This window comes from Micromonospora sp. CA-244673 (assembly GCF_050948395.1).
Lineage (GTDB): Bacteria > Actinomycetota > Actinomycetes > Mycobacteriales > Micromonosporaceae > Micromonospora.
The window spans coordinates 1,565,551-1,588,078 of record NZ_CP192019.1; the positions used below are offsets into that span (position 1 = coordinate 1,565,551).

21 protein-coding genes are annotated in these 22,528 nt (G+C 74.3%); 16 read left to right on the forward strand and 5 right to left on the reverse strand.

Annotation, left to right across the window (positions count from 1 at the left end; genetic code table 11):
* Positions 1 to 7 precede the first annotated feature (7 nt).
* The 9 genes from ACQP12_RS07560 (at position 8) to ACQP12_RS07600 (ending at position 9,291) form a co-directional block, all read left to right on the forward strand.
* The gene (locus ACQP12_RS07560) at positions 8 to 343 is read left to right on the forward strand and encodes a YlxR family protein (protein ID WP_357937230.1); all 336 of its coding nucleotides are present in this window, start codon (positions 8 to 10) and stop codon (positions 341 to 343) included.
* A 93-nt stretch (positions 344 to 436) separates the two neighbouring features.
* Positions 437 to 3,442 (forward strand): translation initiation factor IF-2, encoded by a 3,006-nt coding sequence (gene infB, locus ACQP12_RS07565; protein WP_433286135.1) that lies wholly within the window; start codon positions 437 to 439, stop codon positions 3,440 to 3,442.
* A gap of 79 nt (positions 3,443 to 3,521) precedes the next feature.
* Positions 3,522 to 4,619, forward strand: a complete 1,098-nt coding sequence (locus tag ACQP12_RS07570) for a TRM11 family SAM-dependent methyltransferase (protein WP_433286137.1) — start codon at positions 3,522 to 3,524, stop codon at positions 4,617 to 4,619.
* Positions 4,620 to 4,653: 34 nt separating this feature from the next.
* Positions 4,654 to 4,947 (forward strand): DUF503 domain-containing protein, encoded by a 294-nt coding sequence (locus ACQP12_RS07575; RefSeq protein ID WP_357937223.1) that lies wholly within the window; start codon positions 4,654 to 4,656, stop codon positions 4,945 to 4,947.
* 193 nt (positions 4,948 to 5,140) lie between these two features.
* Positions 5,141 to 5,632 (forward strand): 30S ribosome-binding factor RbfA, encoded by a 492-nt coding sequence (rbfA, locus tag ACQP12_RS07580; RefSeq protein WP_357937221.1) that lies wholly within the window; start codon positions 5,141 to 5,143, stop codon positions 5,630 to 5,632.
* Positions 5,629 to 6,663 (forward strand): DHH family phosphoesterase, encoded by a 1,035-nt coding sequence (locus ACQP12_RS07585; RefSeq protein WP_433286139.1) that lies wholly within the window; start codon positions 5,629 to 5,631, stop codon positions 6,661 to 6,663. Before rbfA ends, ACQP12_RS07585 begins: the two co-directional genes overlap by 4 nt.
* Positions 6,664 to 6,745: 82 nt before the next feature.
* On the forward strand, positions 6,746 to 7,156 hold the full coding sequence (locus ACQP12_RS07590; RefSeq protein ID WP_357937217.1) for a hypothetical protein: 411 nt from the start codon (positions 6,746 to 6,748) through the stop codon (positions 7,154 to 7,156).
* Positions 7,156 to 7,365: a DUF6186 family protein gene (locus ACQP12_RS07595; RefSeq protein WP_208602894.1), complete on the forward strand. Its 210-nt coding sequence runs from the start codon at positions 7,156 to 7,158 to the stop codon at positions 7,363 to 7,365. Before ACQP12_RS07590 ends, ACQP12_RS07595 begins: the two co-directional genes overlap by 1 nt.
* Before the next feature lie 600 nt (positions 7,366 to 7,965).
* Positions 7,966 to 9,291 carry an MATE family efflux transporter gene (locus tag ACQP12_RS07600; RefSeq protein WP_433286142.1) on the forward strand — a complete coding sequence of 442 codons (1,326 nt, stop codon included), beginning with the start codon at positions 7,966 to 7,968 and terminating at the stop codon, positions 9,289 to 9,291.
* 16 nt (positions 9,292 to 9,307) lie between these two features.
* On the opposite strand, the gene ACQP12_RS07605 is transcribed toward ACQP12_RS07600, so the two are convergent.
* From ACQP12_RS07605 to ACQP12_RS07625, 5 genes are all read right to left on the reverse strand, one after another.
* Complete coding sequence (locus ACQP12_RS07605) at positions 9,308 to 10,363, reverse strand: hypothetical protein (RefSeq protein WP_433286144.1); 1,056 nt, start codon at positions 10,361 to 10,363, stop codon at positions 9,308 to 9,310.
* Between the two features lie 79 nt (positions 10,364 to 10,442).
* A complete protein-coding gene (locus ACQP12_RS07610; RefSeq protein WP_433286146.1) occupies positions 10,443 to 11,384 on the reverse strand; it encodes a hypothetical protein in 942 nt (313 codons plus the stop codon).
* A 59-nt stretch (positions 11,385 to 11,443) separates the two neighbouring features.
* Positions 11,444 to 11,743 carry a hypothetical protein gene (locus ACQP12_RS07615; protein WP_433286148.1) on the reverse strand — a complete coding sequence of 100 codons (300 nt, stop codon included), beginning with the start codon at positions 11,741 to 11,743 and terminating at the stop codon, positions 11,444 to 11,446.
* Positions 11,744 to 11,829: 86 nt separating this feature from the next.
* Positions 11,830 to 12,837: a hypothetical protein gene (locus ACQP12_RS07620; RefSeq protein WP_357937207.1), complete on the reverse strand. Its 1,008-nt coding sequence runs from the start codon at positions 12,835 to 12,837 to the stop codon at positions 11,830 to 11,832.
* A gap of 54 nt (positions 12,838 to 12,891) precedes the next feature.
* Positions 12,892 to 13,896 carry a hypothetical protein gene (locus ACQP12_RS07625; protein ID WP_433286150.1) on the reverse strand — a complete coding sequence of 335 codons (1,005 nt, stop codon included), beginning with the start codon at positions 13,894 to 13,896 and terminating at the stop codon, positions 12,892 to 12,894.
* 111 nt (positions 13,897 to 14,007) lie between these two features.
* Here ACQP12_RS07625 and truB point away from each other — a divergent pair, with 111 nt between their 5' ends.
* The 7 genes from truB (at position 14,008) to ACQP12_RS07660 (ending at position 22,467) form a co-directional block, all read left to right on the forward strand.
* Positions 14,008 to 14,892 (forward strand): tRNA pseudouridine(55) synthase TruB, encoded by an 885-nt coding sequence (gene truB, locus ACQP12_RS07630; protein ID WP_433286152.1) that lies wholly within the window; start codon positions 14,008 to 14,010, stop codon positions 14,890 to 14,892.
* A 30-nt stretch (positions 14,893 to 14,922) separates the two neighbouring features.
* Complete coding sequence (locus tag ACQP12_RS07635) at positions 14,923 to 15,849, forward strand: bifunctional riboflavin kinase/FAD synthetase (protein ID WP_433286154.1); 927 nt, start codon at positions 14,923 to 14,925, stop codon at positions 15,847 to 15,849.
* Between the two features lie 203 nt (positions 15,850 to 16,052).
* Positions 16,053 to 16,322 carry a 30S ribosomal protein S15 gene (rpsO, locus tag ACQP12_RS07640; protein WP_067302624.1) on the forward strand — a complete coding sequence of 90 codons (270 nt, stop codon included), beginning with the start codon at positions 16,053 to 16,055 and terminating at the stop codon, positions 16,320 to 16,322.
* 223 nt (positions 16,323 to 16,545) lie between these two features.
* On the forward strand, positions 16,546 to 18,930 hold the full coding sequence (locus ACQP12_RS07645) for a polyribonucleotide nucleotidyltransferase (protein ID WP_357937199.1): 2,385 nt from the start codon (positions 16,546 to 16,548) through the stop codon (positions 18,928 to 18,930).
* A 140-nt stretch (positions 18,931 to 19,070) separates the two neighbouring features.
* Positions 19,071 to 20,456: a M16 family metallopeptidase gene (locus tag ACQP12_RS07650; protein ID WP_433289166.1), complete on the forward strand. Its 1,386-nt coding sequence runs from the start codon at positions 19,071 to 19,073 to the stop codon at positions 20,454 to 20,456.
* Positions 20,457 to 20,515: 59 nt separating this feature from the next.
* Entirely contained in the window at positions 20,516 to 21,274 is a 759-nt protein-coding gene (gene dapB, locus ACQP12_RS07655; protein ID WP_357937197.1) for a 4-hydroxy-tetrahydrodipicolinate reductase, read from the forward strand.
* A 257-nt stretch (positions 21,275 to 21,531) separates the two neighbouring features.
* Positions 21,532 to 22,467 carry a helix-turn-helix domain-containing protein gene (locus ACQP12_RS07660; RefSeq protein WP_433286158.1) on the forward strand — a complete coding sequence of 312 codons (936 nt, stop codon included), beginning with the start codon at positions 21,532 to 21,534 and terminating at the stop codon, positions 22,465 to 22,467.
* Positions 22,468 to 22,528: the final 61 nt, after the last annotated feature.

Consider the following 22,528-nt stretch of genomic DNA (forward strand, 5'->3'; position numbering starts at 1 on the left):
TCCTCCAGTGGCACGACGCGCGCTGCCGGAGCGCACCTGTGTGGGCTGCCGGAAACGAGCGCCGGCCAGCGAGTTGCTGCGGATCGTCGCGATCGGTGACGAGGCTGGTCATTACAGCCTCCGGCCCGATCCGGCTCGCAGACTGCCGGGTCGGGGAGCGAACATGCACCCGGATCCGGCCTGCTTCGCGCAGGCGGTGCGGCGCCGCGCCTTCGGGCGGGCACTGCGCGTCACCGGGGTCCCCGACCACGGTGCGCTCGCGGAGCACGTTGACGCGCAAACCCCGACGACCGGTCAGCCCGACCGGTCGAGGGTCGCTAGCAAGGTAGGACGACCGACATGAGCACACGATGAAGTCCCTGAAATGACCAGGCTTCAAGTGCACGAGTGAGGTCGCTGCGGGTGCTGCCCGCACGACCTCGGAGTGAGGAGTGCAGTGGCAGGAAAGGCCCGCGTACACGAGCTCGCCAAGGAGCTCGGGGTCGAGAGTAAGACCGTTCTCGCCAAGCTCAAGGAGATGGGCGAGTTCGTCAAGTCCGCGTCCAGCACCGTCGAGGCGCCCGTCGCCCGACGGCTGCGTGGCGCATTCGTCGCGTCCGCCGGTGGTTCCTCGGCGCCGGCCGCCCCGCCGGCGGCCGCACCGAGCCCGGCAACGACCCCGACGCCGTCCCCGACCCCGGGCGCCCCCCGGGTCTCGGCCAAGCCGATGCCGCCGCGGCGGCCGGCCGCGCCGACCCCTGGACCGAAGCCCAAGGGCCCGGTCCCCGGCCCGCCGCAGCCGGCGACTCCGGTCGCCAAGCCGGCGAGCGCGCACGACATCGAGGTGGCGGCCGCCGAGGCGCGCGCCGCCGCCCTCAAGGCTGAGCAGGAGGCCGCGGTCAAGGCCGCGCAGGCCGCCCGCCAGCAGCAGCGGGAGAACGTCCGCCGCGAGCCCCCGACCGAGGGTGGTCCCCGTCCGGGGCCGCGTCCGGGTCCGAACGCGGCGCCGCCGCGTCCGGGTGCCCCGGCCGCCGGCCGTCCCGGTGGCCCCACCCCGGGCCCGGGTGCCCGGCCGGGCGGTCGTCCGCCGGCGCGCGGCGCCGGCAACAACCCGTTCGGCATCCAGGGTGGCCAGCAGCGGCCTCCGGCCGCCGGTGGCGGCGGTCCGCGGCCGAGCCCGGCGGGCATGCCGCCGCGGCCCAGCCCGGCCTCCATGCCGCCCCGGCCCAGCCCGGCCTCCATGCCGAGCCAGCGGCCGACCACGGGTCGCCCCGGCGGCCCCGGTGGCGGTCGTGGCGGACCCGGCGGCGGCGCGGGCCGTCCCGGTGGTGGCGGCGGCGGCTTCCGCGGCGGTCCCGGTGGCGGTGGCGGCGGCGGTGGCTACCGCGGCGGTCCCGGCGGCGGTGCCGGTGGCGGCGGTGGTTACCGCGGCGGTCCCGGTGGCGGCGGTGGTGCTCCCGGTGGCGGTTTCCGCCCGGGTGCCCCGGCCGGCGGCGGTGGCCGTCCGGGTGGTGGCGGTCGTGGCCGTGGCGGTGGCGCCGCGGGTGCCTTCGGGCGTCCCGGTGGCCGGCCGACCCGCGGTCGCAAGTCGAAGAAGCAGCGCAGACAGGAGTTCGACAACCTGTCGGCCCCGACCATGTCCTCGGGTGCCCCCCGTGGCCAGGGTCAGGTCGTCCGGTTGTCCCGTGGCGCCTCGCTGTCGGACTTCGCCGACAAGATCAACGCCAACCCGGGTTCGCTGGTCCAGGAGATGTTCAACCTGGGCGAGATGGTGACGGCGACCCAGTCCTGCTCCGACGAGACGCTGCTGCTGCTGGGTGAGCACCTCGGCTTCGACGTGCAGATCGTCAGCCCGGAGGACGAGGACCGTGAGCTGCTCGCGCAGTTCAACATCGACCTCGACGCCGAGGTCGCGGCGGAGCGCCTGGTCAGCCGTGCGCCGGTCGTGACCGTCATGGGTCACGTCGACCACGGTAAGACCAAGCTGCTCGACGCGATCCGCAAGGCGAACGTCGTGGCCGGCGAGGCGGGTGGCATCACCCAGCACATCGGCGCCTACCAGGTCCACGTCCCGCACGAGGGCGAGGACCGCGCGGTGACCTTCATCGACACCCCGGGTCACGAGGCGTTCACCGCCATGCGTGCCCGCGGTGCCCAGGTGACGGACATCGTGATCCTGGTGGTGGCGGCCGACGACGGCGTCATGCCGCAGACCATCGAGGCGCTCAACCACGCCAAGGCTGCGGACGTGCCGATCGTGGTCGCGGTCAACAAGGTCGACAAGCCCGAGGCGAACCCGGACAAGGTCCGCCAGCAGCTGACCGAGTACGGCCTGGTCGCCGAGGAGTACGGCGGCGACACCATGTTCGTCAACGTGGCGGCCAAGCCCGGCATCGGCATCGAGGAGCTTCTCGAGGCCGTGCTGCTGACCGCCGACGCGTCGCTGGAGCTGACCGCTCCGATCGACGGGCCGGCGCAGGGTGTCGCCATCGAGGCGCACCTGGACAAGGGCCGTGGCGCGGTGGCGACCGTGCTGGTGCAGAAGGGCACCCTCCGGGCCGGCGACTCGATCGTCGCCGGTGGGGCGCACGGCCGGGTCCGGGCCATGCTGGACGAGAACGGCAAGCCGGTCGACGAGGCCGGGCCGGCGCGTCCGGTCATGGTGCTCGGTCTGACCACGGTGCCGGGTGCGGGTGACACCTTCCTGGCTGCCGAGGACGACCGGACCGTGCGGCAGATCGCCGAGCAGCGGCAGGCACGGCGGCGGGCGGCGTCCTTCGCCAACTCCCGTGGCCGGGCGACTCTCGAGACGCTCATGGAGCAGCTCAAGGAGGGCGAGAAGACCTCGCTCAACCTGGTGCTCAAGGGCGACGTCTCCGGTTCCGTGGAGGCCCTCGAGGACGCGCTGTTCAACCTCGACATCCCGGAGGAGGTCCAGCTTCGGATCATCCACCGGGGCGTGGGTGCGATCACCGAGAGCGACGTCATGCTCGCGAGCGCCTCGTCCGAGGCGGTCACGATCATCGGCTTCAACGTGCGGGCCGCCAACAAGGTCCGCGAGATCGCCGACCGCGAGGGCGTGGAGATCCGTTACTACACGGTCATCTACCAGGCCATCGAGGAGATCGACGCCGCGCTCAAGGGTCTGCTCAAGCCGGAGTACGAGGAGGTCGAGCTGGGCACCGCGGAGATCCGCGACGTCTTCCGCTCGTCCAAGATCGGCAACATCTCCGGCTGTATCGTCCGGTCCGGCCTCATCCGCCGCAACGCCAAGGCGCGGCTGCTGCGGGACGGGGCGGTCGTGGCGGACAACCTCACGATCAGCTCCCTCAAGCGGTTCAAGGACGACGCGACCGAGGTCCGCGAAGGCTTCGAGTGTGGTCTGACGCTGGGCGGTTTCAACAACGTCCAGGTCGGCGACATCATCGAGACCTTCGAGATGCGGGAGAAGCCGCGCGCCTGAGCGGTGTGAACGACGGAGACGGCCGGGGCCCTGCGGGTCCCGGCCGTCGCCGTTCCCGCAGGCTGCGACAATCTCCGGCGTGCTCAGGTACGCGCTGCTCCTCGCTCTCTCCGCCAACCGCGTCTACGCCGACGCCGCCGGTCGGCTGGCCCGCGCCGAGCTGACCGTGTTCGCCGGGTCCGGGGTCCTCGACTCGGCGCCGGTCGACGCCGCGGTGGAGCGGATCGGCGGGGTGGAGTACCTGACCTTCTCGGTCCCGGCGCCCGGCCTCGGCGCCCGCGACCTGGCGCACCTCGCCAACCTGTCGGCGGCGTACGCGCTCTTCGAGCGGGTAGGCGACGACCTGCTCCGGCCGGTGCCGCTGCACCCCCTGGCCCGGTACGACTCCGACCTCGTCACCATCCCCAAGTACGCCGGCAAGACCAACGAGCAGTTCACCCGGCTGCTGCTCAACGTCACCGTGCTGGCATCGGCCTCGGCGCCCCGGATGCTGGCCGGGCCGGTCGTGGTGCTCGACCCGCTCTGCGGGCGGGGCACCACCCTCAACCAGGCGCTCATGTACGGCTACGACGGCATCGGCGTGGAACACGACGGCAAGGACGTGGACACCTACGCGGCGTTCCTGCGTACCTGGCTGCGCCGCAAGCGGCTCAAGCACACCGCCGAGACGGTGCCGGTGCGGCGGGACCGCAGGCTCGTGGCCCGGCGCTTCGAGGCGGTCCTCGCGCCGTCCCGGGACGCGCACCGGACCGGGGAGACCCAGCGGGTCACCGTGCTGCACGCCGACACCACCCGGGCCCGCGAGGTGCTCCGCCCCCGCTGCGCCGACGTGATCGTGACCGACGCCCCGTACGGGGTGGCGCACGGCAGCCGCACCGACACGGGCCTGTCCCGCAGCCCGCTGGACCTGCTCACCGCCGCCGTACCGGTGTGGCGGGAACTGCTGCGTCCGGGCGGGGCGCTGGGCCTGTCCTGGAACACCCGCGTGGCCCCGCGCGCCGCCGCCGAGGCGGTGCTGGCCGACGCCGGCCTGCGGGTGGTCGACGGGCCCGGCTGGCGGGACCTGGCGCACCGGGTCGACCAGGCGATCGAGCGGGACGTGCTGGTGGCGGTGGCGCACGACGACTCCGGCTCGGCGCGGCCCGGCGACCCGGAGCCGTCGGCGGAAACCGGGTGACCGCAGGAGTGCTCCTGCCGTACCGTTGCTCGCCGTGTACACCGGAACCGCGCAATTCGACCTGTTGCTCCCGGGGGACTCCCGGTCCCTGAAGGCCAAGCGGTCGTACGTCCGGCCGATCGTCGCGGCGCTGCGCCGGTTCGAGGTGTCCGCCGCCGAGGTGGGTGCCCTCGACCTGCACGGCCGTACGCAGATCGGGGTGGCCGTGGTGGCCGCCGAGCCGGCGCACGTCCGCGAGGTGCTCGACGCCTGCGAGCGGCTGGTGGCCGCCCGGCCGGAGGTCGAGCTGCTGTCGGTCCACCGCCGCCTGCACGGCGAGGAGGACTGACCGGGCCAGTCGCCGGCTGGCGGCGGCCCCGCGCGGGGGCGGCGATCGCGCGGGTAATGTTCGGGATGTTGAGCGGTCGGACCGGCGGCGCCGCGCCGTCGTCCCCGGCCGACGGCTCCAGGTCCCGGCAGTGCCGTCAGGCGCGCCGAGCGGGAGCCGTCGTAGGAAGCAGGAAGCCCTGGAGGTGGGGGACATGACGGATCCGGCCAAGGTACGCCGGCACGCGGAGCGCATCCGTGAACTTGTCGCGTCGGTGGTGCGGAGCCAGATCAAGGACCCCCGGCTCGGCATGATCACGATCACCGACGCCCGGATCACCGCCGACCTGCGCGACGCCACCGTCTTCTACACGGTGCTCGGCGACGCGACGGCCCAGGCCAGCACCGCCGCCGCGCTGGAGAGCGCCAAGGGCATGCTGCGCAGCACGGTGGGCAAGGCGCTCGGGCTGCGCCACTCGCCGACGCTGACCTTCGTCCTCGACGACGTGCAGGACCAGGTCAAGCACATCGACGACCTGCTCGCGGCGGCGCGCAACGCCGACGCCGAGGTGCAGCGCCTGGCGGCCAAGGCCGAGTACGCGGGCGAGGCCCAGCCGTACCGGGTCGAGGACGAGGACGAGGACACCGAGGACGCCGAGGTCGAGGCGACCGGGGACGAGGAGCCGCGCGGCGGCGACCGCCCGTGACCGGTCCCGCCGCGGGCGGCGCCGGCCCGACCGACAGCGACTGGGCGGCCGCCGTGGCGGCGGTACGCGGGCTCACCGCTACCGCGCGGGTGCTGCTCATCTGCCACGTCAACCCGGACGGCGACGCGCTGGGCAGCATGCTCGGCTTCGGGCTGGGCCTGCGCCGGCTCGGCGTACGGCAGCTCCAGGCGACCTTCCCCGGGCCGCCGGAGGTGCCCGAGCCGTTCCGCTGGTTGCCCGGTTCCGATCTGCTCGTGGCGCAGGACGACGCCTACCCGGATCCGGACCTGGTGATCTGCTTCGACGCGGCGAGCGAGTCGCGCCTGGGCGACCTGGTCGACCGGCTGGACAAGGCGGGCACCGCGCTGGTGCTGGACCACCACGCCTCGAACACCGGGTTCGGCGGCATCCACCTGGTCGACCCGCAGGCGGCCGCCACCTCGGTGGTCGCGCTGGGGCTGCTGGACCGGCTCGGGGTGCCGCTGGACGCGGAGATCGCGGCCGGCCTCTACGTGGCGCTCAGCACCGACACCGGCTCGTTCCGCTTCGAGGCCACCACGCCGGCCGTGCACGAGATGGCGGCCCGGCTGCTGGCCACCGGGATCCGGCCGGGGGAGATCTCCCGGAGGATCTTCGACACGCGCCCGTTCGGCGCGGTCCGCCTCTTCGGCGAGGTGGTGGGCCGGGCGCGGCTGGAGCCGGCGGCCGCCGGCGGGCACGGGTTCGTCTGGACGTACGCCACCCGGGACGACCTGGCCCGGCACGACCAGCCGGCGTACGTGCTGGAGGCCCTGATCGACTCGGTGCGCTGCACGGCCGAGGCGGACGTGAGCTGCGTGGTCAAGCAGTCCGGCGACGCCGAGTGGGCGGTCTCGCTGCGCAGCAAGGGCGCGGTGGACGTGAGCCGGGTCGCCATGGCGCTCGGCGGCGGCGGGCACCGCTTCGCCGCCGGGTTCACCGGGCGGGGCACGGTCGACGAGGTGGTGGAGCGCATCCGCGCCGAGCTGCCGGGCGCCCTGCTGCCCGCCTGAGCCACCCCGAGGGCGGGAACCGGGGGTGACTCCGGGGCGCGCCGGTCTTCCCGCGTTTCGTGACGCTGGGGACAATCGGGTGATGGATCACCCCCGTGAGCTCACCGTCGAGGCGCCCCGGGCCTGGGACCGCCCGGTCGTCTCCGTGCCGGTGCTGATCTGCCTCTCCCTGGTCGGCGGGCAGATGCCATCCTTCTCCGCCGCGGCCAACCTCTACACCCTGGGCACCGGCGGGGCGTTGATCTGGGTCGGCCTGAGCAACCGGGTGCCGCCCCGGCGGCCGGCGCCGCGGCGGCTGCCGTCCGGCGCGCTCTGGTGGCTGCTGCCGGTCACCGTCTTCGGCGTCCTGGAGGGCGCGACCTTCGTGCTGTCGGTGGGGGACGAGTTCCCCACGTTCTCCCGGCTGGCCGACCCCCTGCTGGAGGATCAGCTGGTCCGCTCGGCGGGCTGGTTCGCCTGGCTGACGGCGTTCTGGGGGCTGGTCCGGCGATGATGCGCACCCTGGCGATCGGCGGCTTCCTGGCCGCGCTGCTGCTCTTCGCGGCGGTCGAGTGGGCCGCCCGGCGGGAGGGCTCGCGCATCCCGTCCCTGGCCGACGTCTGCGCCTTCGTGATGCGCTACGAGGTCGGACCCGTGCCGGTCGGGCGGATCGGCCTGTTCGGCTTCTGGTGGTGGCTGGGCTGGCACTTCCTGGCCCGCTGAGGCGCGCCGCCGGGCGTCGTTTCCTGCTGTCCGCATTGCGGGAACAGTGGGCAGCATGTGGAAAGTGAACGTTAATTTGGGTGAGGGCCGGCGCTTCGGCGCTGGTCACGGGGCGGTGGTGCCTCACCCGGTGCCGCCTCCCTCCAGGGTCAGACCGACCCGGGCACACGCTGCCGACGAGCCGCTCCGGTGATCCCGGACCGCACTGCCGGCGCTCAGCAGGCCGACGGCTCCAGGTCGCGGCGCGGCGGAAGGCGCGCCGGGCTGGAACGTCGGATCGCCCCGTAGGGCCGCCGTGCGTCGGTGGTCCGCACCCTGGAAGGGAACTCCCATGGCGACCAAGCGCAAGCCGCAGACCGAGAACACCACCGACGAGGCGCGCGAGCAGATGCGCCGCGCACTGCAGACCTCGATGGACACCCGCCAGTGACGGTGGCCGCCCGGCGGTGACGCCGTTCCGCGACGTCACCGCCGCTCCGGTCGCCTCGATCTCCGCCCGCTCCGCGGCGACCGTTGGGTGATCGACCCGGGGGTGGCATCGGCCGGTAAGTAGTGGGCAGGGTTGCGTCCCTTACGCGGGGCGTGCCAGGATCGGCGGCGATGAGTCAGACAGTCGCGCCCGCCGTCCAGTCCGCGACGGCCCGGCGGATCGCCGCGCTCGCCCTGCCGGCCCTCGTGGTCCTCGCGGCCGAGCCGCTCTACGTCCTGGTCGACACGGCGGTCGTCGGGCACCTCGGGCGGGTCCCGCTCGCCGCGCTCGCCATCGGCGGCACCGTGCTGACGCTGACCGCCTGGCTCGGCACCGTCGTGGCGTACGGGACCACGGGGCGGTCGGCCCGGCGGTTCGGCGCGGGCGACCGGGCCTCGGCGGTGGCCGAGGGCGTGCAGGCGTCCTGGCTGGCCCTGAGCGTCGGGGTGCTGGTGGCGCTCGCCATGCAGGTCGGCGGCGGGTGGCTGGCGCGTACCCTCGCCGGCGGCCCCGGCGACGTGGCCGACGCGGCTGCGACCTGGCTGCGGATCGCGGCGCTCGGCGCGCCCGGGCTGCTGCTGGCGGCGGCCGGCAACGGCTGGCTGCGCGGCATCCAGGACACCCGGCGGCCGCTGCTCTTCGTGCTCGGTCCCAACCTGCTCTCCGCGCTGCTCTGCCCACTGCTGGTCTACCCGGCCGGGCTCGGCCTGGCCGGCTCGGCCGTGGCGAACGTGGTGGCGCAGACCATCTCCGGTGGCCTCTTCGCGGCGGCCCTGTTCCGCGAGCGGATCCCGCTGCGCCCCCGGCCCCGGCTGATCGGCCAGCAGTTGACGCTCAGCCGGGACCTGCTCATCCGGGGTGTCGCCTTCCAGGCCAGCTTCCTGTCCGCGACCGCCGTGGCCGCCCGGTTCGGGGCCGCCGCGGTCGGCGCGCACCAGATCGCCGTACAGCTCTGGTTCTTCACCGCCCTGGTGCTGGACGCCCTGGCGATCGCCGCGCAGTCCCTGATCGGCGCGGCGCTCGGCGCCGGCGACGCCGCCGCGGCGCGCGCCCTCGCCCGGCGGATCGCCCTGCTCGGCGGGCTCTGCGGTGTGGCGTTCGCGGTGCTCATCGCCGCCGGCGCCGGCCTGGTGCCGGCGTGGTTCAGCTCCGATCCGCAGGTACGCGAGCAGGCCATGGTCGCCTGGCCCTGGTTCGTGGCGCTCCAGCCGATCGGCGGCGTGGTGTTCGCCCTGGACGGCGTGCTGATCGGTGCGGGGGACGTCCGCTACCTGCGCAACCTGACCATCGTGGCGGCGCTGGGCGGTTTCCTGCCGGCCATCTGGCTGGCCTACGGGCTCGACCTCGGGCTGGGCGGGATCTGGGCCGGGCTGACCCTGTTCGTGGTGCTCCGGCTGGTCGCCCTGCTGCTGCGCCTGCGGTCCGGCGGCTGGGCGGTCGTCGGCGCGGTCCGCTGACCACGGCCGCCGGCCGTCAGCAGGTGTCCGGGAGGTCCAGCGTCGCGGCCGGGTCGAAGACCGCGTCCTGGTCCGGGCCGTCCGGGCCGCCGGCGTTGCTGGTGCCCAGGTCGAGCAGGCCCTTGTCGAAGGCCGCGCAGTCGATGTTGGCGGCGTACGAGTTCGCGTCCTCGATCCACAGCCCGTTCGAGCCGCGGTCGACGTCGTCGGGATGCGGCATGCTCCAGACCACCGTGTCGTGCACGACGACCAGCCCGTCGCCCGGCGCGGTGCTGCCGGTCTCGAAGGCGTACGACCAGACGAAGTTGGTGGTCACCGCCAGGATCCGCACGCCGTCGGCGTCCTTGGTGGCCCGGTAGCTGATCCGCCCCTTCACCCTGGGCTGGTCGTCGGTGAGCCGGGCGCCGGGCGCCAGCCGGGTGGCGTACGCGGCGAAGGTGTCCGACGCGAAGCTCTTGCGCATGTCGGCGCGGGCGTCCCGGGCGAACTGCCGGATGAGCGGCTCCGGGTCGTCCGCGGTCATGAACCGGCGGTCCAGCCGCGCGGTCACCAGGACCGTCCGGACCTTCGCCAGGGTGGCCGCCACCTGCTTCTCGGTGAACGGGCCGGTCCGCTTGGCGGCCGGCAGGACGATCCCCGCCTGCCCCTGCGGGAACCCGGCGGCCGGGGTGCCGTCGAAGGGGCCGGACGTCCGTGGCGCGGCGGACGTGGCGGCCGGTGCCGCGGACGTGGCCGCCGGTGCGCCGGGCGGCGGGCCGAACGTCGGGAACACCACCGGCGTCCCGCCCGAGGACGGCATCGACACCAGGATGGCCCCGCCGACCACCCCGACGAAGGCGAGCAGCAGCAGCGCCGTCACGCCGGTCAGCAGGGAGCCGGGGTGGCGGCTCCGCCAGCCCCGCAGCCCGCCGTCGCGGCCCGGATCACCCGCGCCGGGCGGCGGCCGGCGCTGCCACTCCGGGCCCGCCGGCGGTCCGGGCGGTCCGGGCGGGTGGCCGGGCGGTCCGGGCCGGTGGCCCGGTGGCCCGGCGGGCTGGCGTGGTGGTGCGGAGTCCGGCCGATCGTCGGTCATCGCGGCCCCCGGTCAGGAGTGGGCGAGATGTCACCGAGTGTCCCACCTTGTCGCCCGACGCGGTAGCCCCCGGCGGCCGTCAACAGGGCTTGAACGACCCCGGCCCGCCCATCCACGGGTAGACCGTGAGGAAGCCCTCCGCCAGGCGGGAGCACTCGACGTTGCTGGTGCTCGCCCGCGCCGACACGAGCCAGAGCCCGCGCTGCGCGGCGGGCAGCCCGTCCGACCGGGGGACGTGCCAGACGACCTCGTCGCGGATCGCCGCCAGACCCGCCTGGCCCGGGGTGGTGCGCGGCACGTCGAACGCGTACACCCAGACGTATGCGGTGGTGATCTCCAGCACCGGGACGCCGTTCTCGTTCCTGGTGGCCCGGTAGCGGATCGTCCCCCGGGCCCTGACCTCCCCGGCCTCGTCACGGGAGCCGATCCGGGTGGCGTAGTTCAGGAAGGTGTTGCCGTCGAAGTCGTGCGCCAGCTCCCGGCGGGCGTCCGGCGCGAGGAGGGCCAGGAACGGCTCCGGGTCGCCGAGGAGCATGGCCAGATCGAGGCGGGCCGCCGTGAGCGCCGTGCGGACCCGGGTCAGGGCCGCGGCCACCTCCGCGGCGGTGAACGGTCCGGTAGCGGTGGCCCGGGGCAGCGTGAGCGCCTCCTGGCCGACCGCGAAGTCCGCCGCGGCGCTCCCGGCGAAGAGGTCCCGCCGCTCGCCGACCTGGCTCAGCGGCACCGGAGACGGCGTGGGCGAGGCCGTCGGCTGGGCGGTGCCGGCCCGGATCCGGTCGACCGCGACGTGACCGAGCGTGGCCGTGGCGCCGAGGAGTGCCAGCGCCAGCAGCACGACACCGGCGACGTGGCGCTTGCCGCGCCCCCGGGACCACACGAGCCGGATGCGCTCCCCGCGGGTCAACGGGGTCGCCGCGTCCTCGCCGGTCATCCAGTCCGGCAGCCGGACGGCCTCACCGCGGGTGGCGACGTCGTATCGGCCCGGGGCCACCGGTGGGGTGGTCTCGTCTTCGGTGGTCATGTGGCATCCCGAGGTGTTCGGAGCGGCTTGGCGGCTGATCTTCGTACCCGCACCGGGGGTCAGATCTCGTGGTGCGTGATCTTGTAGAGCAGGTAGAGCGTGCCGACCACCAGGACGGTGGCCACCACGGCCACCACCACGAAGGACACGATCGCGGAGAGCGCCGGGTGCCGCTCGCTGAACCGGGTGCGGTCCCGCCACGCCCAGAGCCGCCGCCGCGTCGCCGCCAGCACCGGCACGCCGTCGACGAGGTCGGAGAGGCGGCGGCCGAGGGTGCGGCGCGGCGGCTCCGGGTTCCGCATCCACTCGGGCAGGTCGACCCGGGGACGGTGCTCGTGCGACGGCGGGGTGGCGCTCATGCGGGGGCTCCAGGGGGTTGGTGCGACGGGGGGTGGCGGCAGTGTGCCGGACCGGGGCCGACCGCGCGACCCCAGTCCGGCGCGGGTCAGCAGGGGTCCTGGACCTCGAGGGAGCGGTCCGGGTCGAACGCGGCGTCCGGGTCCTCCCAGCCGCCCGGACCGCCGTAGGTGGGCGTGACCTCCACCTCCAGCAGGCCCTTGTCCAGGCCGGCGCACTCCACGTTCGTGACGTAAGCGTCCCCGTCGCGCAGCCACAGGCCGGCGGAGCTGTCGGCCACGTCGTCCGAGTGCGGCACCTGCCAGACCACGGTGTCGTGCACCACGACGACGCTGTCCGCCGGAGCGACGCCCTCGCGCTGGAGGGCGTACACCCAGACGAAGTTGGTGGTGACCTCGAGCATCCGGATCCCGTCGTCGGTGCGGGTCGCCCGGTAGGTCACCCGTCCCTTCACCCGGGGCTGGTGCTTCGTCAGGTGGGTCGCGGGCCCGAGCCGCGTGGCGTAGGTGCCGAAGGTGCCACCGGCGAAGTCCTTGCGGATGCTCGCGCGGGTGTCCGGCGCGAACTGCCGGACGAGCCGTTCCGGGCTGCCGGCGGTCATGAACGACCGGTCCAGCCGGCTGGTCACCAGTGCCTTGCGGACCTTCGCCAGCGCGGCGGCCACCTGCTTCTCCGTGAACGGTCCGGTCCGCTTCGCGGCGGGCAGGGCGATCCCCGCCGCCCCCTCGGGGAAGCCCGCGGCCGGCGTGCCGTCGAAGGCGCCGGCCGCCGGGGGCGGCGACGCCGACGTCACGGCCTGCTCGCCGACCGGCTGGCTGATCGTCGGGTACGCCGTGGGCGTCTGCGCCCAGCGCTGGATGCCCAGGTAGCCGCCCGTGGCGACCAGCCCGAAGAAGGCGAGCACCAGCAGGGCGGCGACGCCGCCGAGCAGCTTGCCCGAGTGGTCGCCCAGCCAGATGCGGAACCGGTCGGAGCGGTCCGGCTCGGCCGTCACGGCCGGCCGGCGCAGCCAGTCGGGGACCGTCCCCAGCCCGTCGGCGGGCGGGTACGGCTGGTCGGGACGGCCGGGTTCGGGGGCGGGTGCGTGCTCGGTCATCTCGGTTCCCAGCGGTTCACGGGGGGCGGGGGTGGTCGGGCCGGACGTGCCGGGTCAGCAGGTGTCGGGAATGTCCAGCGAGCGGTCCGGGTCGTACAGGGAGTCGCGGTCCGGGGTGGGGGTGGCGACCGGCTTCCCGTCGCCCCCCTTGCCGAGGTCGAGCAGTCCCTTGTGGAAGGCCGCGCAGTCGACGTTCGAGGCGTACGAGCCCATGTCCGTGAGCCAGAGACCGTTGTCCCGGGAGCGGACGTCGTCCGGGTGGGGCACCTCCCAGACCAGGGTGTCGTGCACGACCACCACCGCGTCACCGGGCGCGGCCCCCGGGCTCAGGAAGGCGTACGCCCAGACGAAGTTGGTGGTCACCCGGAGCATCCGGATCCCCTGCTCGTCCCGGGTCGCCCGGTAGGTGACCCGGCCCTTCACCCGGGGCTGGTCCGGCAGCAGCCGGGCGCCGGGCGCGAGCCGGGTCGCCACGCTGATGAAGCTCGCGTCGCTGACCTCCTCGCGGAGGTGGCGGCGGGCGTCCGGCGCGAACTGCCGCACCAACCGCTCCCGGTCCTTCGCCGTCATGAAGGCGCGGTCGAGCCGGGCGGTCACCAGCGCGGTCCGGACCTTCGTGAGCGTGGCGGACACCTGCTTCGCGGTGAAACCGCCGGTCGCCTTCGCCGGGGGCAGCGTGATCCCGGCCGCGCCCTCCGGGAAGGCCCCCGCCGGGGTGCCGTCGAACGGCCCGGCGGCCGGAGGCGGCGACGCCGCGGTGGTCGCCTGGATGCCGGCGGGCGGGCTCACCGTCGGGTACGCCCGGGGCGGGTCGGCCGGGCGCCGGACGTGCCGGTATCCGGCCGCGCCGAGGTACGCCAGCAACGCGAGCGCCAGCACCGCGCCGACGCCGAGGCGCAGGCCGCGGGCGTGCCGGCCGAACCAGATGCGCAGCCGGGTGGCCGGGCCGACCCGGATCTCCCGCTCCAGCTGGCGTACCCAGTCCGGGATCTCCTCCGGGCCGCCCGTAGAGGGGCGGTCGAGCCGCGGTGGCTCGGGGGTGAAGTCGTCGCTGCTCATCGTGCTTCCCGGGCAGGAGTGGGGCGAGGGGCGCATGATCTTGACACCCGGGTCGATCAGGGCGGTATCCCCCGCAGGGCCGATCACCGCCGTCTGGCAGGCTTGGCCGTCGTGAGCGCAGACGGTCTGATCGTGGTCGACAAGCCCGGCGGCATGACGTCGCACGACGTGGTGGCCCGGATCCGGCGGCTGGCCCGCACCCGGCGGGTGGGGCACGGCGGCACGCTGGACCCGATGGCCACCGGCGTGCTGGTGATCGGCGTGGGCCGGGCCACCCGGCTGCTCACCTACGTCATCGGCGCCGGCAAGAGCTACACGGCGACGATCCGGCTGGGCCAGGCGACGGTCACCGACGACGCCGAGGGCGACGTGATCGCCAGCACCCCGGCCGGCGCGGTCACCGACGACGCGGTCCGCGCCGCGCTCGCCGCGCTCACCGGCGAGGTCGACCAGGTGCCCAGCGCGGTCAGCGCCATCAAGATCGACGGGCAGCGGGCGTACAAGCGGGTGCGCGAGGGGGAGAGCGTCGAGCTGCCGGCCCGCCGGGTGACCATCTCGCGGCTGGACGTGCTGGCGATCCGCCGGGACACCCCGGACCTGGTGGACGTGGACGTGGACGTCACCTGCTCGTCCGGGACGTACATCCGGGCCATCGCCCGGGACGCGGGCCTGGCGCTCGGGGTCGGCGGCCATCTCACCGCGCTGCGCCGCACCGCGGTGGGCGGGTTCACCCTGGCCGAGGCGGCCACCCTAGACGCGCTGGAGCAGCGCGCGCCGGACGTGGTGAACCTGCCGCTGGACGCGGCCGCCGGCCGGTTCTTCCCGCGCCGGGACGCCACACCCGAGGAGGCCAGGGTGCTCTCCCACGGCGGGCCGCTGGACCCGGCCGGCGTCGCCGGGCCGTACGCGGTCTTCGGCCCGGACGGCGGGCTGATCGCTATCGTCAGCGAGCGGGACGGGCGGGCCCGCGCGGAGATCGTGCTGGCCCCCGCCTGACGGCGCGTGGGCGGACAGGGGAGGAGCGGCATGCAGCGGTGGCGGGGGTACGAGGCGGCGCCCGGCGGCTGGGGGCGTTCGGTGGTCACCATCGGCGTCTTCGACGGCGTGCACAAGGGCCACCAGGCCACCATCGGCCACGCCGTGGCGCGGGCCCGTGAGCTCGGCGTCAAGTCGGTGGTGGTGACCTTCGACCCGCACCCCGCCGAGGTGGTGCGTCCCGGCTCGCACCCGGCCGTGCTCACCGAGCCGGCCCGCAAGGCCGAGCTGATCGAGGCGCTCGGCGTCGACGTGCTCTGCGTCGTGCCGTTCACCCCGGAGTTCTCCCGGCTGCCGGCCGAGGCGTTCGTGCACGACATCCTGGTCGAGCACCTGCACGCCGCGCTCGTGGTGGTCGGCGACAACTTCCGGTTCGGGCACCGGGCGGCCGGCGACGTGGCGCTGCTGGAGCGGCTGGGCCGCACCTTCGGCTTCGCGGTGGAGGGCGGCCCGCTGGTCGCCGAGTCCGGCACGGTCTTCTCCTCCACGTACATCCGCTCCTGCGTCGACGCGGGCGACGTGGCCGCGGCGGCCGCCGCGCTGGGCCGCCCGCACCGGGTCGAGGGCGTGGTGGTGCGCGGTGACCAGCGCGGGCGTGAGCTGGGCTACCCGACCGCGAACCTGCTGACCCACCGGTACGCGGCGATCCCCGCGGACGGGGTGTACGCGGCCCGGCTGGTGCGCCGGGGCGGTGAGCCCCTCGCGGCGGCGGTCTCCATCGGCACGAACCCGACGTTCTCCGGGCGGGAGCGCCGGGTGGAGGCGTACGCGCTGGACTTCACGGGCGATCTCTACGGCGAGCGGCTGGCCCTGGACTTCGTGGCGCACCTGCGGGAACAACGGACGTACGACGCAATCGAGCCGCTGGTGGCCCAGATCGCCGAGGACGTGGAGCGGACCCGCCGGGCGGTCGGCTGAGCGCGCCGGAGCCGGTCGGCCGCTCTCTTGGCGGCCCTTCACCGGGCGGTTCCCCGCCGGGCTGGTAGTCTGGCAGGGACGTCGGCTGACCGACGTGGGGCCTCGCGTGCCTGCACGACGCCGCGGGTGCGAGGAACCGGTCCGTTTCCCGGTCACTCCGACCGATCCGGACCTCATCTAACGTTCCACGAAACAGGGAGAACATGGCGCTCGACCAGGAAGCCAAGGCCAAGATCCGCTCGGAGTACGCGACCGCCGAGGGCGACACCGGTTCGCCGGAGGTGCAGGTCGCGGTCCTCACGAAGCGGATCGCCGAGCTCACCGAGCACCTGAAGGTGCACAAGCACGACCACCACAGCCGCCGCGGGCTGCTGCTGCTGGTCGGCCGTCGCCGCCGGCTGCTCAACTATGTCCAGAAGAAGGACATCAACCGCTACCGGTCGCTCATCGAGCGGCTCGGCCTGCGCCGATGACGTGACGGGGGAGTGGCCGGTCGGCCGCTCCCCCGTTCCGGTACCACCAGAAGAACCCGGCCACACGACCGACCGAGAGGGAGCCGGTCAGCGCACCGGTCTCCGGTAGTGGCCCCCGGGAACGCCGGCATCATGCCGGCCACCCGGGCGCTTCGATCGAAGACCGGCCGCCTGAGCAGTTCCCCGTGTCGTGGGCCGACGACGCGAAGGAGCACCACAGCACATGACCGAGACCAACCTCGGCACCGAATCCCGCACCGCCGTGATCGACAACGGGTCCTTCGGCACCCGCGAGATCACCTTCTCCACCGGCCGACTGGCCCGTCAGGCCGCCGGCTCCGTCATCGCCCAGCTCGGCGAGACGGTCGTCCTCTCCGCCACCACCGCCGGCAAGCAGCCCCGGGAGCAGTTCGACTTCTTCCCGCTGACCGTCGACGTCGAGGAGCGGATGTACGCCGCGGGCCGGATCCCCGGCTCGTTCTTCCGCCGCGAGGGCCGGCCCAGCGAGGACGCCATCCTCACCTGCCGGCTGATCGACCGGCCGCTGCGCCCGTCGTTCGTCAAGGGCCTGCGCAACGAGGTCCAGGTCGTCGAGACCGTGCTGGCCCTCGACCCGCAGCACCCGTACGACGTGGTGGCGATCAACGCCGCCTCGATGTCCACCAAGCTCTCCGGCCTGCCGTTCTCCGGCCCGATCGGCGCGACCCGGGTCGCGCACGTCGACGGCCAGTGGGTCGCCTTCCCGACCCTCGAGGAGCTGGCCCGGGCCACCTTCGACATGGTCGTGGCCGGCCGGGCGCTGGCCGACGGCGACGTCGCGATCATGATGGTCGAGGCCGAGGCGACGCCGAACGCCGTGGCCCTGATCGCGGGCGGCGCCACCGCCCCGACCGAGGAGATCGTGGCCAGTGGCCTGGAGGCCGCCAAGCCGGCGATCCGCGAGCTGTGCCGCGCGCAGAGCGAGCTGGCCGAGGTGGCCGCCAAGCCGGTCGCCGAGTTCCCGGTCTTCCTGGACTACCAGGACGACGTCTACCAGGCGGTGGCCGACCTGGTCCGCGCCGAGGTCGCCGAGGCCCTCAAGATCGCCGGCAAGGCGGACCGCGAGGAGGCCCTGGACCGGGTCAAGGCCAAGGTCGCCGAGGAGCTCGGCGGTCGGTTCGAGGGCCGCGAGAAGGAGCTCTCCGCCGCCTTCCGGTCGCTGACCAAGTCCGAGGTCCGCAACCGGGTGCTGCGCGAGCAGGTCCGCATCGACGGCCGCGGCCCGCGCGACATCCGCCCGCTGACCGCCGAGGTCGGCGTGCTGCCGCGGGTGCACGGCTCGGCGCTGTTCGAGCGGGGCGAGACCCAGATCCTGGGCGTCACCACGCTGAACATGCTGCGCATGGAGCAGATGGTGGACACCCTGTCCCCGGAGAACCGCAAGCGCTACATGCACAACTACAACTTCCCGCCGTACTCGACCGGTGAGACCGGCCGGGTCGGCTCGCCGAAGCGGCGCGAGATCGGCCACGGCGCTCTCGCCGAGCGGGCGCTGATCCCGGTGCTGCCGTCGCGCGAGGAGTTCCCGTACGCCATCCGGCAGGTCTCCGAGGCGCTCGGCTCCAACGGCTCCACCTCGATGGGCTCGGTCTGTGCCTCGACGCTGGGCCTGCTCTCGGCCGGTGTGCCGCTGAAGGCGCCGGTCGCCGGCATCGCCATGGGCCTCATCTCCGACGAGGTGGACGGCAAGACCCAGTACGTGACGCTGACCGACATCCTCGGCGCCGAGGACGCGTTCGGCGACATGGACTTCAAGGTCGCGGGCACGCCGGAATTCGTCACCGCGCTCCAGCTCGACACCAAGCTCGACGGCATCCCGTCGGACGTGCTGGCCGCCGCGCTCCAGCAGGCGAACGAGGCCCGGCAGACCATCCTCGAGGTGATGAAGCGGGCCATCGAGGCGCCGGCCGAGATGTCGGAGTACGCCCCGCGGGTCACCACCGTGAAGATCCCGGTCGACAAGATCGGCATGGTGATCGGCCCGAAGGGCCAGACCATCAACGCCATCCAGGACGAGACCGGCGCCGAGATCTCCATCGAGGACGACGGCACCATCTACGTCGGCGCCACCAACGGCCCGTCCGCCCAGGCGGCGGTGGACCGGATCAACGGCATCGCCAACCCGACTCTGCCGAAGGTGGGGGAGCGGTTCCTCGGCACGGTGGTGAAGACCGCAGCGTTCGGCGCCTTCATCTCGCTGCTCCCGGGCCGCGACGGCCTGCTGCACATCTCCAAGGTGGGCGACGGCAAGCGGGTCGAGAAGGTCGAGGACTTCCTCAACGTCGGCGACCGGGTCGAGGTGGAGATCGCGGACATCGACGCCCGCGGGAAGATCTACCTGGACAAGATCCGTCCGGAGGGCGCCGAGGCGCCGGCCGCCGGTGAGGCCGCCGAGGGCGGCGAGCGTCCGGCCGGCCGGGACCGCGGCGGCGACCGTGGCCCGCGCGACCGCGGCGACCGTGAGCGCGGCGGCGACCGCGAGCGCGGCGGCCGGGGCCCGGAGCGCGGCGAGGGCGGCGGCGAGGGCGGCGGCGACGGCCGTCCGCGGCGCCGTACCCGGCACAGCTGATCCATCCACCGGCCGGGTGACGCCCATGGCGTCACCCGGCCGGTGACTGCTCCCGCCCGTCGCGCGTCAGCCGCTGGGCCGGAGTCATCACCGCACCACCCACCCCTCGTCGAACTGAGAGCAGGTTCCTCGTGAGTCGGATCCGGCGTTCGTCCTCCCCGGCGGCTCGACGGGGGGTCACGTCGTCCGGGGTCGCGCGCCCCGCGGGCGGAGCGGCCCGGGCGATCACCCGCACCCTCAGCGACGACCCGCTGGGCGGCACCGTCCGCCGCACCGTGCTCCCCAGCGGCCTGCGCGTGCTCACCGAGGCGATCCCGGCGATGCGCAGCGTCTCGTTCGGCATCTGGGTGGCGGTCGGCTCCCGCGACGAGACCGGGCCGCAGGCCGGCGCCGCGCACTTCCTGGAGCACCTGCTCTTCAAGGGCACCAACAAGCGCAGCGCCCTGGAGATCTCCTCCGAGATCGAGGCGGTGGGCGGTGAGACCAACGCCTTCACCACCAAGGAATACACCTGCTACTACGCCCGGGTGCTGGACGAGGACCTGCCGCTGGCCATCGACGTCATGTGCGACCTGGTCGCCGACTCGGTGCTCGCCGCACCCGACGTGGAGACCGAACGCGGGGTCATCCTCGAAGAGATCGCCATGCACGACGACGAGCCCGGCGACGAGGTGCATGACCTGTTCGCCCGCGCCGTCTACGGCGACCACCCCCTCGGCCGGCTCATCTCCGGCACCGAGGAGACGGTCACCCCGATGACCCGGCGGCAGATCCAGAGCTTCTACCGCCGCCGCTACACCGCCCCGGACATCGTCATCGCCGCCGCCGGCAACCTCGACCACGCCGCCGTGGTCAAGCTGGTCCGGCAGGCGCTGCGCGGCACCCCGCTGGACACCGACCCGGCCGCGCCGGCCCCGCACCGGGCGGCCACCCCGGCGGTACGCACCAAGCCGGCCGCCACCCTGGTCGAGCCGAAGGAGACCGAGCAGGCGCACGTCATCCTCGGCTGCCCCGGCATCGACCGCACCGACGAGCGGCGCTTCGCCCTCGGGGTGCTCAACAACGTGCTCGGCGGCGGCATGTCCAGCCGGCTGTTCCAGGAGATCCGCGAGCAGCGCGGCCTGGCCTACTCGGTCTACTCCTACGCGAGCCAGTACGCCGACAGCGGCCTCTTCGCCGTCTACGCCGGCTGCGCCCCGGGCAAGGTGGACGAGGTGCTGGACCTGACCCGGGCCGAGCTGTCCCGGGTGGCCGCCACGGGGATCACCGAGGCCGAGCTGGCCCGGGGCAAGGGGATGAGCAAGGGCTCCTTCGTCCTCGGCCTGGAGGACACCGGCTCCCGGATGAGCCGGCTGGCCAAGGGCGAGCTGCTCTACGGCAACCTCATGCCGGTCGACGAGCTGCTGGCCCGGGTCGACGCGGTGACCCTGGACGACGTCAACGGCCTCGCCGCCGAACTGCTCGCCCGGCCGATGTCCCTCGCCGTGGTGGGCCCGTTCGACAGGTCCGCCTTCGCCGCACGCTGACCGTCCCGCTCCGCGGTCCACGGGGGTGGCCGCGTCCCGATTGGGATAGGTTGTGCCCCGTGACTGACGAGCAGGAGAAGACCCCGGTGCGGGTCGGCGTGCTGGGCGGCCGCGGCCGCATGGGCATGGAGGTCTGCAAGGCCGTCGACGCGGCCGCCGACCTCGACCTGGTGGCGACGATCGACCAGGGCGACGCCCTCTCCGCCGCCTCCGGCGCCGACGTGGTCGTCGACTTCACCACCCCCGACGTCGTCATGGACAACCTGCGCTGGTGCATCGACCAGGGCGTTCACGCGGTCGTCGGCACCACCGGCTTCACCGAGCAGCGGCTGGAGCAGGTGCGCGGCTGGCTGGCCGGCAAGCCCGGCGTCGGCGTGGTGATCGCCCCCAACTTCGGCATCGGGGCGGTGCTGATGATGCAGTTCGCCGCCCGCGCCGCCCGGCACTTCGAGTCGGTCGAGATCATCGAGCAGCACCACCCCCGCAAGCTCGACGCGCCCAGCGGCACCGCCACCCACACGGCCCGGCTCGTCGCGCAGGCCCGCGCCGAGGCCGGGCTCGGCCCCACACCCGACGCCACCAGGGACGAGGTCCCCGGCGCCCGCGGCGCCGACATCGACGGGGTACGCGTCCACGCCGTCCGCGCCACCGGTCTGGTCGCCCACCAGGAGGTGCTCTTCGGCACCACCGGCGAGACGCTGACCATCCGGCACGACTCGTACGACCGGGCCTCGTTCATGCCCGGCGTGCTGCTGGCGGTGCGCGAGGTGCGCCGCCGCCCGGGCCTCACCGTGGGCCTGGACGCCCTGCTCGACTGATCCCTGCCGCGGGCTCCCGTGCCCGTTCGGTTCCGCCGCGGGCGGCCGTGCCCGTTCGGTTCCACCGTGGGCGGCCGTGCCCGGCGGTGACCGGGCGCCGCCGCAGGCGGCCGTGCCCGTTCGGTTCCACCGTGGGCGGCCGTACCCGGCGGTGACCGGGCGCCGCCGCAGGCGGCCGTACCTGACGGCGGCCGGTGGCGCGCAGGGGCGCAACGGCGATCAAGCGGCGTGCCCCCGGGCGGGTGCACGCTGTGCACATGACCCAGACGGACGGACTCACCGGCCTCCTCGACTGGCTCCAGGAAGCACTGGACGACCCGGAGGCCGGGCCGGCGAACCTGGCCGCCCGGGCCCACCTGTCCCGGTTCCATTTCGACCGGCTGGTCGCCGCGGCCACCGGGGAACCGCCGGGCGCGATGCGCCGCCGCCTGCTCCTGGAGCGCGCCGCGCACCGGCTCACCACCAGCGACCGGACCGTCCTCGACATCGCCGTCGAGGCCGGGTACGGCTCGCACGAGGCGTTCACGCGCGCCTTCCAGCGGTTGTACGGCATCGCCCCCACCGGGCTCCGGCGCCGCCCGCCTCTGACCTTCCGCGAGCTGGAGCTGCCCTGCCCCAGCGGCGTCCACTTCCAACCGCCCGGTGGCCTGCGGCTGCCGGCGGCACGTCAGGAGACTCCCATGAACGTTCTCCAGCACCTGGTCGACCACCACGTCCAGACCCTCACCGCGATCATCGAGCGCGCCGGCGCCCTCGACGAGGACGTCCTCGACCGGCCCGTCACCGTGTCCGTGGAGACCATCGACGAGCAGCCCACGCTCCGCTCGCTGATCAACGCCATGGTCACCCAGGAGGAGCACTGGCTCTCAGCGCTGCGCGGCGGCGAGTGGCCCGACGAGAGCGACCGGTCCGTGTCCGGGCTGGCCGCCCGGCACGCGGTCGCCGGGCGTGACTGGCGGGCCTTCGTGGCCCGGACGCTCGCCGCCGGCACCCTGGCGGACACCTTCGTCGACACCACCTGCACGCCGCCGACCAGCCACACCCTGGGCGGCACCATCGGCCACGTGATCACCTTCGCCGCCGTGCGCCGCACCCTGGCCATCGGCGCCCTGCACACCGCCGGGATCACCGACCTCGGCGCCGGCGACCCGCGCCCGTTCCTCGACGCCGCCGCGACAACGCCGGCCGGCTGACGGGCTGCCCGCTGGCGGGGGCTGCCCCGCGTCGGCCGGCTCCAGGTCGCCGAGGTGGCGG